13 protein-coding genes are annotated in these 15,321 nt (G+C 70.1%); 11 read left to right on the forward strand and 2 right to left on the reverse strand.

Going from position 1 to position 15,321, the window contains the following annotated elements:
* The first annotated feature begins 87 nt into the window (after positions 1-87).
* The 11 genes from ACIPVN_RS11150 (at position 88) to ACIPVN_RS11200 (ending at position 11,827) form a co-directional block, all read left to right on the forward strand.
* Positions 88-1,386, forward strand: a complete 1,299-nt coding sequence (locus tag ACIPVN_RS11150) for a homoserine dehydrogenase (RefSeq protein WP_400442771.1) — start codon at positions 88-90, stop codon at positions 1,384-1,386.
* Positions 1,383-2,354 carry an amidohydrolase family protein gene (locus ACIPVN_RS11155; protein WP_400442772.1) on the forward strand — a complete coding sequence of 324 codons (972 nt, stop codon included), beginning with the start codon at positions 1,383-1,385 and terminating at the stop codon, positions 2,352-2,354. Before ACIPVN_RS11150 ends, ACIPVN_RS11155 begins: the two co-directional genes overlap by 4 nt.
* A 37-nt stretch (positions 2,355-2,391) precedes the next feature.
* Complete coding sequence (locus ACIPVN_RS11160; RefSeq protein WP_400442773.1) at positions 2,392-3,702, forward strand: MFS transporter; 1,311 nt, start codon at positions 2,392-2,394, stop codon at positions 3,700-3,702.
* A gap of 401 nt (positions 3,703-4,103) precedes the next feature.
* Positions 4,104-4,421, forward strand: a complete 318-nt coding sequence (locus ACIPVN_RS11165; protein WP_400442774.1) for a GIY-YIG nuclease family protein — start codon at positions 4,104-4,106, stop codon at positions 4,419-4,421.
* A 363-nt stretch (positions 4,422-4,784) separates the two neighbouring features.
* The gene (solA, locus tag ACIPVN_RS11170) at positions 4,785-5,912 is read left to right on the forward strand and encodes an N-methyl-L-tryptophan oxidase (RefSeq protein ID WP_400442775.1); all 1,128 of its coding nucleotides are present in this window, start codon (positions 4,785-4,787) and stop codon (positions 5,910-5,912) included.
* Between the two features lie 228 nt (positions 5,913-6,140).
* On the forward strand, positions 6,141-7,091 hold the full coding sequence (locus ACIPVN_RS11175; RefSeq protein WP_400442776.1) for an ABC transporter permease: 951 nt from the start codon (positions 6,141-6,143) through the stop codon (positions 7,089-7,091).
* Entirely contained in the window at positions 7,088-8,038 is a 951-nt protein-coding gene (locus tag ACIPVN_RS11180) for an ABC transporter permease (RefSeq protein WP_400442777.1), read from the forward strand. Before ACIPVN_RS11175 ends, ACIPVN_RS11180 begins: the two co-directional genes overlap by 4 nt.
* Positions 8,039-8,042: 4 nt before the next feature.
* Complete coding sequence (locus ACIPVN_RS11185) at positions 8,043-9,617, forward strand: ABC transporter substrate-binding protein (RefSeq protein ID WP_400442778.1); 1,575 nt, start codon at positions 8,043-8,045, stop codon at positions 9,615-9,617.
* 88 nt (positions 9,618-9,705) lie between these two features.
* A complete protein-coding gene (locus ACIPVN_RS11190; RefSeq protein ID WP_400442779.1) occupies positions 9,706-10,575 on the forward strand; it encodes an ABC transporter ATP-binding protein in 870 nt (289 codons plus the stop codon).
* Positions 10,572-11,375: an ATP-binding cassette domain-containing protein gene (locus tag ACIPVN_RS11195; protein ID WP_400442780.1), complete on the forward strand. Its 804-nt coding sequence runs from the start codon at positions 10,572-10,574 to the stop codon at positions 11,373-11,375. Before ACIPVN_RS11190 ends, ACIPVN_RS11195 begins: the two co-directional genes overlap by 4 nt.
* 26 nt (positions 11,376-11,401) lie before the next feature.
* Entirely contained in the window at positions 11,402-11,827 is a 426-nt protein-coding gene (locus ACIPVN_RS11200) for a cupin domain-containing protein (protein WP_400442781.1), read from the forward strand.
* Between the two features lie 509 nt (positions 11,828-12,336).
* Here ACIPVN_RS11200 and ACIPVN_RS11205 read toward each other — a convergent pair.
* Together ACIPVN_RS11205 and ACIPVN_RS11210 are read right to left on the reverse strand one after the other, a co-directional pair.
* Positions 12,337-14,304 carry a helix-turn-helix domain-containing protein gene (locus ACIPVN_RS11205; RefSeq protein ID WP_400442782.1) on the reverse strand — a complete coding sequence of 656 codons (1,968 nt, stop codon included), beginning with the start codon at positions 14,302-14,304 and terminating at the stop codon, positions 12,337-12,339.
* A gap of 27 nt (positions 14,305-14,331) precedes the next feature.
* A complete protein-coding gene (locus ACIPVN_RS11210; RefSeq protein WP_400442783.1) occupies positions 14,332-15,180 on the reverse strand; it encodes an alpha/beta fold hydrolase in 849 nt (282 codons plus the stop codon).
* Positions 15,181-15,321 lie beyond the last annotated feature (141 nt).

Genomic DNA, 15,321 nt, shown 5'->3' on the forward strand with positions numbered 1-15,321 from the left:
TGAAACAGTGTTCGAGGCCGCAGGGAGAACCCGCTCCCGCAGCTCTCGTACGACCGCACGGAACGTCCCGTGCAGAGGGGACCACCGATGACCCGCGCTCCTATCCGCGTCGCTCTCACCGGCGCACGCGGAGGTTTCGGCCGCACGTTCCTCTCGCAGCTGCGCTCGATCGACCGCATGACGGCCACGCAGCTCATCGACCCCGACGTCGACGGCGTGCGCACCCTCATCGCCGAGCTCGGCGGCCTCCCCGATGCCGAGCCGATCCCCGGGCACAACGACGTGCGCTGGGACGAGATCGACGTGCTCGTCGAGGCATCCGGTCGTGTCGAGGCGGGCTACCGCTACGCCGCCGAGGCCATCGACCGCGGCATCCACGTCGTCATGGTCAGCAAGGAGATCGAGAGCGTCGCCGGCGTCTCGCTCTCGCGCGCCGCCCGCGCCCAGGGCGTCGGCTACCTGCCCGGCGACGGCGACCAGCCCGCCAACCTGCTGCGCCTGCTCGACTGGGTCGAGCGCGTCGGCCTCGAGGTCGTCGCCCTCGGCAAGTCCGGCGAGTACGACCTCGTCTTCGACCCCGCCACCGGAGTGCTCGAGCAGCAGGGCGAGCGGATCGAGGCATCCGCCCTCACCGACCACCTCTTCCTCGGCGACGACATCGCGGCGACCCTCGCCGCGCGGGCATCCGTCGTCGCACCGCTCAAGCGCGCCGCCGCCGCCGACTCGTGCGAGATGGCCGTCGTCTCGCTCTACGCGGGCGCCACCGCCGACACCGAGCGCATGCACTATCCCGTCGCCCGCCCCAGCGAGCTGGCCGACATCTACGCCCGCCGGGCCGACGGCGGCATCATCGGCACCGACCGCACCGTCGACGTGTTCTCGGCACTGCGCCTGCCCGGCGAGACGAGCTTCGCCGGTGGCGTGTTCACGATCGTCACCACCGGCGACCCCGAGACCTGGGATCTGCTCGCCGGCAAGGGCCACATCGTCTCGCGCTCGGGCCGCTACGCCTGCATCTACTGGCCGTACCACTTCATGGGGGTCGAGACCCCGCTCACGATCGACGCTCTGGTCGAGGGCACCTCGACCTTCGCCGAGCCCCGTCACCACACGGTGCTCGCCGCTCGCGCCGCCCGCGCGCTCGCCGCCGGAGAGACCTTCGAGGTGCGCGGGCACCACCACGAGATCGACGGCGTCGCGCCCGTGATCATCGATCGGGCGGATGCCGTCACCGACGCTGACGACACCCTCGCCGCCGCCTACTACCTGCTCTCGGGGGCGCGCCTCGTGCGCGACATCGCCGAGGGCGAGCTCATCCGCCTCGCCGACCTCACGGGTGTGGCCGACGACGTGCGCACCGCCTTCGTGGGGGGTGTGCGGCTGTGAGCATCGAGACCGCCCGCCGCATCCAGGACGCGCGCCTCCCCGAGGGACACGACCTGCGCATCGTCGACGCCCACCACCACTTCTGGGATCTCGAGGGCGGCGGGCACTGGCCCTGGATCCAGGACGAGTACAACGAGCAGTTCTTCCTGGGCGACTACAACGCCATGCGCCGCACCTTCCTGCCGCGCGAGTACCTCGCCGAGACCTCGGGCTGGAACATCCTCGGCACCGTGCACTGCGAGGCCGAGCGCAGCCGCAGCGAGCAGGTCGCGGAGGACGACTTCCTGCAGGGGCTCAGCGACGCCACCGGCGGGCGGTTCCCGATCGCCGCCGTCGCGCACGTGGGGTTCCTGCAGTCCGATCGCGACGAGGTGCTGGCCGGGCACGCGCAGCGCCCTCTCGTGCGCGGCATCCGCTCGAAGCCCGTGATCGCGGCGCGCGCCGGCGAGACCGCCACCGGCCCCGGCACCCTGCACGACCCCGCGTGGGTCGAGGGCATCGCGGCGCTGGCTGCGCACGGATTCTCGTGGGACCTGCGCGTGCCCTACTACCACCTCGCCGAAGCGGCCGACGTGCTCGCCGACTTCTCCGAGCTGACCGTCGTGATCAACCACTGCGGCCTGCCGCTCGATCGCGACTCCGACGCCCTGCGCATCTGGCGCGACGGTATGGAGCGCCTCGCCGCGCTGCCCGCCACCGCCGTGAAGGTGTCGGAACTCGGACTGTACCGCAACCGCTGGGACCGCCCCTCCAACGAGGAGGTCGTGCGCGACACCCTCGCGATCTTCGGCGCCGACCGTGCGCTGTTCGCCTCCAACATGCCGGTCGCGACCCTGACCGCCCCCGACTTCGACGAGGTGATGGACACGATCCTCGCCGGTGCTGCCGGCCTCGACGCCGCGGGACTCGACGCCCTCTTCCATGGCACCGCCGCGCGGGTCTACCGACTCGACGTGCCGACCGCCTGACCCGACACCCGAACCCCTGAACCGACGAAGGACCCTCATGACGACCGTCAACGACGACAAGCTCTTCCGGAAGGTGATGCTGCGCGTGCTCCCGCTCGCGATGCTCGGCTTCTTCCTTTCGTACCTCGACCGCGTGAACATCGGCTACGCGCAGGCGACCATGAGCGCCGACCTCGGCTTCTCGAACGTGGTCTACGGCCTCGGCGCCGGTCTGTTCTTCATCGGATACTTCATCTTCGAGATCCCCTCGAACCTCATCCTCGCCAAGGTCGGCGCGCGCAAGTGGATCGCGCGCATCATGATCACCTGGGGCCTCATCTCGGGCCTCATGTTCATCGTCGACAGCGAGTGGATGTTCTACCTGCTGCGCTTCCTGCTCGGTGTCGCCGAGGCCGGCTTCATCCCCGGCATCCTCTTCTACATGGCGCACTGGTTCCCGGCCAGCCGTCGCGGACGCGCCTGGGGCATCTTCTACATCGCCCTCGCCTCGTCGGGCCTCATCGGCGGACCCGTCTCGGGCTTCATCCTCAGCGGCATGGACGGCGTCTGGGGTCACACCGGCTGGCAGTGGCTGTTCGTGATCGAGGCGATCCCCACCGTGCTCCTCGGTATCGTCATCCTGTTCTTCCTGCAGGAGGACTACCGCAAGGTCACCTGGCTCACCGAACCCGAACGCGACCGCCTCGGCTCCCTCCTCGCCGCCGAACGCGTCGATGAAGCCGAGACCCCTCTGCGCAAGGTCTTCACCAGCAAGCTGATCTGGCTGCTCACCGCCGTGTACTTCTCGTACAACTTCGCCCTCTACGGCATCAGCTTCTGGCTGCCGACCCTGATCGGCGACCTCGGCATCACCGACACCGTTCAGATCGGCTTCCTCAGCGCGCTGCCCAGCCTCGCCGCGATCATCTCGATGGTCACGTTCGGCTACCTGTCGGACCGCGCCGGGGAGCGCCGCAAGTTCATCGCCGCGGCTTTCCTGCTCAGCGCCACCGGCTTCGCGATCTGCATCATCGCCGGCACCGACCCCGTCTGGGGCATCATCGGCCTGTGCCTCGCCAACGCGGGCGCCCTGTCGATCCCGGCGATCTTCTGGAGCTTCCAGACCTCGATGCTCGCCGGAACCGCGCTCGCCGGCGGCATCGCGCTCATCAACTCGACCGGAAACCTCGCGGGCTTCGCGGCGCCGTACCTCATCGGGTTCGTGAAGGACACGACCGGGGTCGCGACCGTCGCCCTCTACATCACGGGCGGAATCATGATCGTCGGGGCGATCCTCACCATGACCGTACGGCAGCATCGTGCCGTCGCCCGGGCGAAGGACCTCCCCTCGGAGCTCGTCTCGAAGTAGACCCCCCGCTACGCGCCCTCGTCCGAGGGTCGAGACCGGCGAAGCCCCCGCAGACACTGTCTGCGGGGGCTTCGTCGTGGTGTCTCGGGACAGGCTCAGCGACCCAGCGGGGTGGGACCGATGACGGGGGCGTCGGAACTGGGTCCCTGAGCTTGTCGAAGGGCCCCGCCCCGTGGAGCTGTGCCTGGTGGGCGCTTCGACAGGCTCAGCGGCCCAGGCGGGAGGGCTCAGTGACCCAGGCGGGAGGGCTCAGTGACCCAGGCGGGAGGGCTCAGCGACCCCAGTGGGGAGGGCTCAGGGCCCGCGGAGGGACTGGGTCCCTGAGCTTGTCGAAGGGCCCCGCCCCGCCCGACTTATCCCCAGGCGAGAAAGCTCGGTGTCGAAGCATCCGACAATGGCCCATGGCCTGGACATACATCCTCCGCTGCAACGACGGATGCTTCTACACCGGAAGCACGAACGGCGATCTCGACGCACGCGTGTGGCAGCACAACAACGATGACGAGTTCGCGGCGCGCTTCACGCGTGTCCGACGACCCGTCATGGTCGTCTACGCGGAGAAGTTCGACACCGTGGATGCCGCGTTCTTCCGGGAGAAGCAGATCCAGGGCTGGAGTCGGGCGAAGAAGATCGCGCTCATCGAAGAGCGGGGGGAGGACCTGCCCGGGCTCTCACGTTCCTCGGGGTGGGACGCTTCGACAGGCTCAGCGACCCAGTGAGTGCGGGGTGGGACGCTTCGACAGGCTCAGCGACCCAGTGAGTGCGGGGTGGGGCGCTTCGACAGGCTCAGCGACCCAGTGAGTGCGGGGTGGGGCGCTTCGACAGGCTCAGCGACCCAGTGGGGAGGGCTCAGCGACCCAGTGGGAGAGCTCAGCGATCCAGTCGCGCGGAGGGGGCCACGGAAACGCGCCGGAAACACCGGCTGACGGCGGCTGTCACATGCGGGGTCCGACGCGTATCGACCGCACATTCCTGCGCCGACAACATGGGACATCGCCCCATAGCAGCGGCCCCGCGGCGGCATCCACACTGAACGACAACAGGCCGGTGGTGTGCACCGCCCGCGGAAGAGACGGAGCATCATGGAGTCGTTCGAGGTCGCAGTCGTCGGGATGGGAGCGCTCGGCAGCGCCGCCACCTACCACCTGGCCCGTCGTGGAGCGAAGGTGGTCGCGCTCGAGCAGTACGAGCTCGGTCACGTGCGGGGAGCCTCGCACGACACCTCGCGCATCGTGCGGACCTCGTACGGATCCAGCGCCTACGTGCGCCTCGCGCAGTCCGCGTATCGCGACTGGGCCGACCTCGAAGCCGAGTCGGGCGAGCGCCTGCTCACCATCACCGGCGGCGTGATCCTCATCCCCTCGGACGGCCCCTACTCGGCATCCGACTTCACCTCCGCGCTCACCGAGTGCGACGTCGCGCACGAGCTGCTCACGCCCGCCGAGGTGCAGGCCCGCTGGCCGCAGTTCCGCGTGCCCGAGAACGTCGAGACGGTCTACACGGCCGACACCGGCATCGCCCACGCCTCCCGCACGGTCGCGACACTGCAGATGCGCGCCCGCGTGCACGGCGCCGACATCCGTGACCGCACCGCCGTCGAGAGCCTCACGCCCGACGGCGACGGCGTGATCGTGCACACGTCGAACGGCGACATCCGCGCCGGCAAGGTGATCCTCGCGACGGATGCCTGGACGAACACGCTCCTCGACCCGCTGGGTGCGACGATCCCGCTCGACATCATGCAGGAGCAGGTCAGCTACTTCCGCCCCGCCGAGCCGGAGGACTACGACCGCTCGGTCTTCCCGGTGTGGATCTGGGAGGACGACGAGTGCTACTACGGGTTCCCGACCTATGGCGAGCCGACCATCAAGGCCGCCCGCGACGTGTCGGAGAACCGGATGACGCCCGAGGACCGGTCGTTCGTGCCGTCGCCCGAGCTCATCGAACAGCTCACCGGGTTTATGCACGACGTGATCCCCGGATCGGGTCCCGAGCTGCGCACGGTCACCTGCCAGTACGCGCTCACCAAGGACCGTCGGTTCGTGCTCAGCGCGCTGCCGCAGCACCCCGACATCATCGTGGGCCTCGCTGCGGGTCACGGTTTCAAGTTCACCCCGGCCCTCGGCCGCGTGCTCGCCGAGCTCGCCCTGGACGGGGAGTCGACCGACGACCTGAGCGAGTTCGCCGCGGCCGACTCGATGGTCGTCTGACCTGCATGCCCGCGGCATCCCGATCGCCGCGCCCATCTTCCGCCCCTGCTATGGAGGTTTCGCCCATCATGCGACCGTTCCCCTGGGCCGCCGCACCGTACAGACGCCCGTGCGCGCTGGGTAGCGTGACCGCCATGTCATCGACGACACCCTCCGTTCTCGGACCCCGCACGCACGCGACATCGGGCGGAAACGACCGCGCGACGAGCACGGGGGAGTGACACGACGGTGACCCGCTACATCATCCAGCGCATCCTCTCGTCGCTGTTCGTGCTCTTCATCCTCTCGATCATCGTGTTCTCGATGGTGAGGATCATCCCGGGCGACCCGCTCGCCGCGTTCGTCGACCCGGCCAACCCCGACCCCGCGAAGCTCGAGGCCCTGCGCGCCGAACTCGGTCTCGACCAGCCGTGGATCACGCAGTACTTCTCCTGGCTGCTGGGCGTCGTGCAGGGCGACTTCGGCCGAGCGATCACCGTGCCGGGCGAGGTGTCGAACCTCATCGCGACGCGCCTGCCGCTCAGCCTCACCCTCGCGGTGATGGCGACCGTGTTCGGCACGGTGCTCGGCATCCCGGCCGGCGTGCTGGCCGCGACCCGCTGGCGTCGTCTGCCCGACCACGTCGTGCGCGGTCTCTCGTTCGTGCTGCTGGCCACCCCGCCGTTCGTGCTCGGCACGGTGCTCATCCTGGTGAACTCGCTCACCCTGCGTCTCCCGCTCGTGGGATACGCGGGGGCCGCGAACGATCCGCTGCGGGCGATCGGGGTGCTGATCCTGCCCGCCCTGCTGATCGGCATCGTGCTCGCCGCGATCGTCGCCCGGTACACGCGCGGCACCCTGCTCGACACCCTCGGTCAGGACTTCGTGCGCACCGCCCGCGCCAAGGGCGCCTCGCCCGGACGCCTGGTCGGCCGGCACGCGCTGCGCAACGCACTCATCCCCGTGACGACCGTCATCGGTATCGAGCTCGCGGCGCTCGTCGGCGGCACGGTCGTCATCGAGGCGGTGTTCTCGCTGCCCGGCATGGGGTCGCTGCTGCTGACCGGCATCCGCTCCTCCGACTATCCGATCATCCAGGCCACGGTGCTGCTGATCGGCGTCGTCTACGTGGTGATCAACTTCGTGGTCGACCTGCTCTATCCGCTGATCGATCCCCGAGTGAGGGTGCACACGCGATGACCGTCACAAGAGAACTCGCCCTCGCGAAGGTCGCCGGCAAACGTCCGGCCCGCCGGAAGTTCGGCCCCGCGTTCTGGAGCGGCGCCGGCATCCTGGGCGTCATCCTGATCCTCGCGGGCTGGATGACGATCGCACCGCTGTACGACCCGTTCGTGGCCTCGGGCCCGGCGCTCGCGCCGCCGAGCCTCGAACACATCCTCGGCACCGACAACCTCGGCCGCGACACCTTCACCCGACTGGCGCTCGCCGCCCGCACGAGTCTCATCATCTCGGGCGCGGCCGCCCTGCTCGGGGCGGTGATCGGCACCTTCTTCGGCCTGGTGGCCGGGTATGTCGGCGGATGGGTGGATGCCGTCATCATGCGCGTCGTCGATGCGGTGCTCGCGCTCCCGGCGATCCTCGTCGCCCTCGTCGTCGGCGTCGTGATCGGCAACGGACCGTGGCCGTTGATCCTCGCCCTCGGTCTGGTGTTCGCCCCCGGCTTCGCCCGGGTGATGCGCGCTCCGGTGATCGCCCTCCGCGAGCGGGACTTCGTGCTGGCGGCGACCCTGAGCGGGGTGCGCCCGGCGCGGGTGATCGTCGAGCACCTGCTGCCCAACGTGCTCACTCCGCTGTTCGTGCAGTTCGCGTCGGTCGCCTCGCAGGTCGTGCTGATCGAGGCGGCGCTGAGCTACCTCGGCCAGGGAGTGCAGGCGCCCGAGCCCTCGGCCGGCCGCATGATCAGCGAGTTCACCCGCTTCATGCAGCTGCAGCCGCTGCTGATCATCCTGCCCTCGTTGGTGATCATCCTGCTGTCCGCCGCCTGGAACCTGCTCGCCGACGGCATGCAGGACTACCTCGCTCCGCGGCGCGAGCCCGCCTTCTCGCTGGGCAAGCGCACCAAGCGCCGCGGCCCCGCGCGTTCCGACCGCACCACCACATCCACGCAGCACACCCGAACGGAGTAGAGGTATGAACAGACGACACTGGGCAGGGGTGGCGGCACTCGCCGTCGCGACCCTGGCGATCGCCGGATGCACGTCCGGCGGCGGTACCGGCACCGGCGGAGAGGATGCCGGTGACCCGGTCGCCGGCGGAACCCTCACGTGGGGCGTGCCCGCCGAGCCCTCGGCCGGCGGAATCGACCCGATGGTGGCTTCGGCCATCGCCGCCGAGGTCATCTACTCGATGGCCTACGACACCCTCCTCACCCGCGACGACGACGGCACCATCGAGCCGGCCCTCGCCACCGAGTGGGAGCAGACCGACGAGACGACGTGGGTGTTCCAGCTGCGCGACGACGTCACGTTCGCCGACGGCACGCCGTTCGACGCGGGCGACGTCGTCTACTCCTTCGAGACCCGCAAGGACGGCGGCACGAACGCCACCTACCTCAGCCTCATGGACAGCGTCGAGGCCACGGGCGACTACGAGGTGACCTTCCACTTCAGCGCTCCGGACGGAACGTTCCTCGATGCCGTCTCGGCCCGCCAGACCTTCCTCATCGTCAGCGAGGAGGCCTACGGCAACGCCACCGAGGAAGAGCGTCAGACCACGAGCGTCGGCACCGGCGCGTACCAGGTGACCGAGTGGAATCAGGGCGTCTCGGTCACGATGGAGAAGAACGAGAACTACTGGGGCGACGAGCCCTACATCGACACCATCGTCTTCGAGCTGTACCCCGACGAGAACACCCTCCTCGCCGCCGTGCAGCAGGGCAGCGTGCAGGCCGCGTCGTTCATCGACGGCAGCCTCGCGCAGCAGGCGGCATCGTCGGGCTTCACGCTCGGTGAGGCCGCGTTCCGTCAGAACCTCGCCGTCTACGTGAACCCGGAGTCGGGTCCGCTGGCCGACGTCGACGTGCGCCGCGCGTTCTCGCTCGCGCTCGACCGTCAGGCGATCGTCGACACCGCGATGCTCGGCAACGCCGGGATCTCGTTCGTGCCGCCGGCGGGCGACCCCGGCGCCACCGACGCCAGCAAGCTCCCGTACCACGAGCGTGACGTCGACGAGGCGAAGCGCCTGCTCGAAGAAGCCGGTCAGCCCAACCCCGAGATCACCCTCAGCTACATGGGTGACGTCGCGGCTGCGCATCACCCGGTCTACGAGATGATGCAGCAGCAGCTGGCCGAGGCGGGCATCACGCTCAACCTCAAGGCCACGCCGCTCGCCGAGATCTCGCCGATCTTCACCACCGGCGAGTCGTGGACCGACCTCGTGGCGATCCCGGGCAGCCCGCGCGCCTCGGCCGCCTACTACCTCGAGCCGGTGCTGCTCGAGGGCGGCTACTACAACCACTGGGACGGCAACCCCGACGCCGAGAAGGCGCGCGAGCTGCTCGTGCAGGCGAAGTCGGCGGCCACGCCCGAGGAGTACAACGAGCTCGTGGCGGAGCTCGCGAACGAAGCCGCCGACAAGGCGCTCGAGTTCGTGCCCGCCGCGGTGCCGGTGTACTTCGAGGTCTGGGACAGCAACAAGCTGCACGACTACGAGAACGACGCGTTCTACGCCCGTTCGGCGCTCGACCACGCCTGGTTGACGCAGTGACACCCCGCCCCGGCGCCTCTCTTCCGGGAGGCGCCGGGGCGCCACCCCTCTTCTCTTACAGAAGCTCCCTCACAGAAGCGAGAAGCGCATGACCGACGCCACCGACGCCCTCCGCGTCGAAGACCTCAGCATCGCCTACGGCAGCGCCCCGCCGTCGGTCTCCGGCGTCTCGCTGCGCGTTCGCAAGGGCGAGATCGTCGGCGTGATCGGCGAGTCCGGCAGCGGCAAGTCGAGCATCGCGCTCGCCATGATGGGCCTGCTGCCCGACTCGGCTCGCGTCACCGCCGCAAGCATCGACGTCGCGGGCTCCGACATGAACGACGCCACCGAGCGCGACTGGGCCGAGGTGCGCGGAGTGAAGGCATCCATGGTCTTCCAGGAGCCGATGTCGGCGCTCAACCCCTGCATGCGCATCGGCGCCCAGATCGCCGAGGTGCTGCAGATCCACGGCAAGGCCGACAAGAAGCAGGCCCGCGCCCGCGCCCTCGAGATCCTGCAGCTCGTGCAGATGCCGGATGCCGAGAAGCGCCTGAACTACTACCCCCACCAGCTCTCCGGCGGTCAGCGCCAGCGCGTCGTGATCGCGATCGCCGTCGCCGCCGGCCCCGACCTGCTGGTCGCCGACGAGCCCACCACCGCGCTCGACGTGACGGTGCAGGCGCAGATCCTCGACCTCATCAAGAGCCTCCGCGACGAGACGGGCATGGGTGTGCTGTTCATCAGTCACGACCTCGGCGTCATCGGCCAGCTCTGCGAGCGGGTCGCCGTGATGTACCGCGGACGCGTGGTCGAGACGGGTGCGGCCCGGCGCGTGCTCGAGGACCCGCGGCATCCGTACACCCGGGCGTTGCTCGAGAGCATCCCGCGGCCCTCGGTGCCCGTGCGCTCGCCGCTCGCCGTCATCCCCGCCGTGAACGACTTCGACAGCGTTCCCGCCGTGCTCGAGGAGGCATCGTGACCGACGCCCTGCAGACCCCCACAGCCCTTCCCGACGACGTGCTGCGCGTGAAGAACGTCACCCAGCGGTTCGGGCACGGCGACAACGTCATGACCGCCCTCGACGACGTGAGCCTCACTGTGCCCCGCGGCGAGACGCTCGGTCTGGTCGGCGAGTCCGGGTCGGGCAAGAGCACGCTCGCCCGTGCCATCCTGCTCATGCGCAAGCCCACCCTCGGCACGATCGAGTTCGACGGCGCCGACGTCACCGGCATCCGCGGTCGCGCCCTGCGCACGCACCGCCGCCGCATCCAGATGGTCTTCCAGGACCCCAACGACTCCCTCGACCCGCGCTTCACGGTCGCCCGGTCGATCGCCGAGCCGCTTCTGGCCGCCGGGATCGGCCAGAAGGAGCGCCGCCGGCGCATCGCCGACTCGCTCGACCGCGTCGGACTGCCGATGGATTCCGCCGGACGCTACCCGCACGAGTTCTCGGGCGGACAGCGCCAGCGCATCGCGATCGCTCGGGCGATGGCCGCCGAACCCGAGTTCGTGGTGCTCGACGAGCCCACCTCGGCGCTCGACGTGTCGGTGCAGGCGCAGGTGCTCAACCTGCTCGTGCAACTGCAGAAGGACACCGGCGTCACGTACCTCTTCATCACCCACAACCTCTCGGTCGTGCACCACATCGCGCATCGCGTGGCCGTGATGCACCAGGGGCGGGTCGTCGAGGAGGGCACCGGCGAGCAGGTCATGAACGCTCCGCAGCATCCGTACACCCAGAAGCTGCTCGAATCGATGCCGGTCCTCTACCGGAGCTGAGAGCTCTTCCGCGAAAGGGGTCGACCATGCGTGTGCAGAGGCGCGGTGACAACGAGCACGACTGGGAGCTGTACCACGGCGAGGGTCGCATCGGCATCGAGTGGTACTTCCAGCAGACGACCTCGTTGCCCACCTCGGTCATGATGTACCGGCTCGAGCCGGGCGCCGAGGAGGGGCAGCACCACCACCTCGACGATGACCCGACGAGTTGTTCGCCACGGAGTTCCGACGAGATGTACATCGTCACGCGCGGGGAGGTCGTGATCACGGCGGATTCGGATCGCCGCGTTCTGAGGGCGGGTGACGCGTTCTACGCGCCGGAGGGGATGCACCACGGGGTGCGCAACGAGTCGGATGCCGTCGCCGAACTCGTGCTCGTCTTCGGGCCCCGCGGCCCGCACCCGTTCCCGCAGACCGGGGTCGAGGCGTTCGACGCGGAGGGTGACCGGTAGGAGGAGCTGGGTCCCTGAGCTTGTCGAAGGGCCCACCGCGCGGCATCCGTGATGGGCGGAGTTCTCGCTGTGGGGCGGAGATCCGGGGCGGATGCTTCCGCCCCACGCGGAGTTCTCCGCCCGAGGCGCGGGCGGGGACGCTTCGACAGGCTCAGCGACCCAGTGATGGCGGTGGCTCAGCGACCCGGTGATGGTGCTGGCTCAGCGGCCGGTGTCTGCAACTGGGTCCCTGAGCCTGTCGAAGGGCCCCGCCCCGCGGCATCCGTTCGGGAGGACTTCTCGCGTTCGGCAGGGTCGAATCAGCGGATGCCTCCTGCGGAAGGAGAGATCTCCTCCGTTGTTGTGGCCCAGCACAGCCTCGGAGATGGGGAGCGGCGCCTGCGCGGACGCCCGAGGCGGGCGGGGACGCTTCGACAGGCTCAGCGACCCGGGGGTGGGGCTCAGCGGCCCGGGGGTGGGGCTCAGCGACCCGGGGGTGGGGCTCAGCGACCCGGTCGGTGGGGAGGGTGCTAGGCGGCCGCGCCCTGAAGGCGCTCGCGCAGCTCGTCGAGGCGCACCGCGATGCCGATGCGGAACATCCGCTCGTCGTCGCGCCATCCGGCACCGAGCACGTGGTCGAGGCGGTCGAGGCGCTGCAGGATCGTGTTCGTGTGGAAGTTGAGGGCGCGCGCCGTGCGGGTGGGGCTGGCGTTGTTGCGCACGAACGCCCGCAGGGTGCCGAGCAGGTCGGCGTTGCGCTCGGCGTCGTACTGGCGCACCGATCCGATCGTGTCGCGCAGGAACGCCGACAACCCCTGCGCATCGGTGTCGAGCACGGCCGAATAGGGCAGGAAGTCCTCGACGCGGGCGGTCAGGTCGGCGAGTTCGAGGGCGGCGAGCAGCCGCGCGGTGCGCCGGGCGGCGAGGAACGCCGACGGCAGCGGACCCTTCGCGGGCGGCGGCACGACCACGGTCACCGCCTCCTGGATCGCCGAGGCGACCTCTCGCCGCAGCCGCTCGGGGTCGACGGGGCCCCGGTCGCTCGCGAGGGCGACGACCACGAATCCGCGGTACTCGCCGACCAGCGCCCGGTCGTCGAGGGAACGTACGACGGCGCGCGCCGCGGCGGTCTGCTGATCGCCCGGCACCGCCAGCAGCAGCAACGAGTCGAGGGTCGCGAGGTCGACGCCGAGGCGTCGCGCCCGACGCTCGACATCGGAACGCCGTTCGGGCACGTCGTCGAGCAGGTCGGCGATCAGTTCGCTGCGCACGCGGTGGTCGGCTCCGGATGCCGCCTCCTGCTGCAGCTCGAGCAGTGCCCCGACCTGGGCCGCACGCTCGATGGTGCGGAGGTCGACGGCGCCGAGTTCGAAAGCGCCGTCGCCGAGCAGGAGAGCCCCGAAATGGCGGTTGCCGGCGGTGAGGGCCGAGACGGCGCGCACGCCCGCGCCCGCGACCGGGACGCAATGCCCGTTGCGGCGGCTCTCGGCCAGTGCCTCGCGCACGGGCTCGTCGAGCGACAGCATCCCGGGAGCCAGCGGCAGCCCCGCGGCGGCGATCACGTTCTCCTGCGCATCGATGATCGCGACCGCGCGGCCGAGAGCCGAGGCGAGGGTCTCGGCCACCGGGCCGAACCCGCCGCCGGCGAGCACCGCCTGCACGAGCTCCTGGTGCACGGTGTTCGCGCGGTCGCGTTCGACGAGGTGCGCGGTGAGGCTCTCGAGGGTGCGGCGGCTGGCATCCTCCGACACCTGCAGCTCGCGCAGCGTCTGCGTCGTCTGCAGGATGACCGAGGCGTGGTCGGCGAGAGCCGACAGCAGTGCGACCTCGTCGGGGGAGAATTCCTTCATCTCGCGGTTGCCGACGAACAGCACGCCGAGCACGTCGTCGCTGCTGAGCATCGGCACGCCGAGCATCGACACGAGCCCCTCGGCCGAGACGGCGTCGTCGATGCCGGTGTCATGGCGATCCTCGGTGTACGACGTGTAGTCGGCGACCCACTGCGCGGTGCGCGACTCGACCACGACGCTCGCGAGGCCGCGCCCCGGCGGCACGCGCAGCTGCTGGAACGAGGCGCTCACCGAACCGCTGGTCTCGCGCACCCGCAACTCGGAGGTGTCGGGGTCGAACTCCGACAGGTAGGCCAGATCGACGCCCATCATCTCGCGGGCGCGCTGCACGAGGCGGGCGAGCACGGCGTCGCTGTCGCGCAGCTCGGCGAGCTCGCGGGCGCTGGAGAAGAGGGCGGTGAGTTCGTGCTCGCGGCGGCGGAGACGCGACAGTTCGCGCTGGATGCGGGCGACGCGCTCGGCGAGGAGCGCGGCATCCGCTTCGCTGGCCCCGAGCGCGCGGAGGGCGTCGCTGACACCGGTGGGGCCGACGAGTTCGGGGTCGTGGGCCGCATCCAGGAGCGAGGCGATGGCGTCGTCGTGCTCGGGCATCTTCGTCCCTTCGGGGGAGGGCGGCGCCGACAGGCGCGTGACTTCAGTGTCGAGCATGAGCGCGGTCGCCCTCAAATCAGGCTGTCAGTCGCGGCCCTCGGCGCGGGCGGCGGTGCGCAGGAGGCCGGCGGCGAGTTCGGGCCACAGCTCGTGCGGGATGAGGTGGCCCATGTCGGGGTGCACCTGCAGTTCGGCGCCGGCGATCGCCTTGGCGATGTCGACGGCGGACGCCCAGTGCAGCACGTCGTCGTCGCGGCCGTGGAAGACGAAGGTGGGCGCGGTCACCGACCGCAGGGCGTCGAGGCGCTCGGGCGCGCGCTTCAGCGCCGCCCACTGCCGGGAGAACCCCTCCGGGTAGTACCCGCGGTCGTAGGCCTCGCCGGTCGCGCGCACGTGCCACTCGACCTGGTGATCGAAGCGTCCGATCGGAGCCGCTTCGAGCGCGGCCCGGGTGAACGCGACCGCCTGCTCGCGCGTCACGCGCACGGGCGCCTCGGCGAGTTCAGGACGCTCGCCGTGCGCGACCCAACGGCGTGACTGGCCCGGGATGGTCGACAGCAGCCCGAGGCTCAGGATGCGCTCGGGATGGTGGATCGCGAGCATCTGGGCCATCATGCCGCCCATCGAGTGCCCGGCGACGTGCGCCTGCGCGACTCCCAGATCGTCGAGTACGCGCAGCACGTCCTCGGCCAGATCGATGAGGTCGTAGCCGCCGTCGACGTCGTCGGGTCCGCCGAAGAGCTGCGAGAGGCCGGTGTCGCGGTTGTCGAAGCGCACCACCCGCAGGCCACCGGCCGTGAGGATGCCGATGAACTCCTCGTCCCAGCTGAGCAGTTGCGCGCCGCCACCCGAGACGAGCACGAGCACGGGGTCGTCGGCCTCGCCGAACACCTCGTAGTACAGGCGCACATCGGTGGAATCGGTGTAGGGCATGCGTACTCCTCGCGCTCGGGGGACCAGCGGTCCGCGCTCCGGGTGATGGTGCGAGTCTAGGTTCCGGGGTGGGGCGGGGTGATGTGTCGACCGCATACAGCGGGGCTCCGAGGATGAGTGTTCCACCCATCGTCGGCCCTG

It is taken from the genome of Microbacterium sp. NPDC090003, from assembly GCF_044748385.1.
Taxonomy (GTDB): domain Bacteria; phylum Actinomycetota; class Actinomycetes; order Actinomycetales; family Microbacteriaceae; genus Microbacterium.

What these genes read in the sequence shown, in the direction of transcription:
- ACIPVN_RS11150 (WP_400442771.1), top strand. Translation starts at nt 88, where the DNA reads ATGACCCGCGCTCCTATCCGCGTCGCTCTCACCGGCGCACGCGGAGGT.
- ACIPVN_RS11160 (WP_400442773.1), top strand. Translation starts at nt 2,392, where the DNA reads ATGACGACCGTCAACGACGACAAGCTCTTCCGGAAGGTGATGCTGCGC.
- ACIPVN_RS11165 (WP_400442774.1), top strand. Translation starts at nt 4,104, where the DNA reads ATGGCCTGGACATACATCCTCCGCTGCAACGACGGATGCTTCTACACC.
- solA (WP_400442775.1), top strand. Translation starts at nt 4,785, where the DNA reads ATGGAGTCGTTCGAGGTCGCAGTCGTCGGGATGGGAGCGCTCGGCAGC.
- ACIPVN_RS11180 (WP_400442777.1), top strand. Translation starts at nt 7,088, where the DNA reads ATGACCGTCACAAGAGAACTCGCCCTCGCGAAGGTCGCCGGCAAACGT.
- ACIPVN_RS11185 (WP_400442778.1), top strand. Translation starts at nt 8,043, where the DNA reads ATGAACAGACGACACTGGGCAGGGGTGGCGGCACTCGCCGTCGCGACC.
- ACIPVN_RS11190 (WP_400442779.1), top strand. Translation starts at nt 9,706, where the DNA reads ATGACCGACGCCACCGACGCCCTCCGCGTCGAAGACCTCAGCATCGCC.
- ACIPVN_RS11200 (WP_400442781.1), top strand. Translation starts at nt 11,402, where the DNA reads ATGCGTGTGCAGAGGCGCGGTGACAACGAGCACGACTGGGAGCTGTAC.
- ACIPVN_RS11205 (WP_400442782.1), bottom strand. Translation starts at nt 14,304, where the DNA reads ATGCTCGACACTGAAGTCACGCGCCTGTCGGCGCCGCCCTCCCCCGAA.
- ACIPVN_RS11210 (WP_400442783.1), bottom strand. Translation starts at nt 15,180, where the DNA reads ATGCCCTACACCGATTCCACCGATGTGCGCCTGTACTACGAGGTGTTC.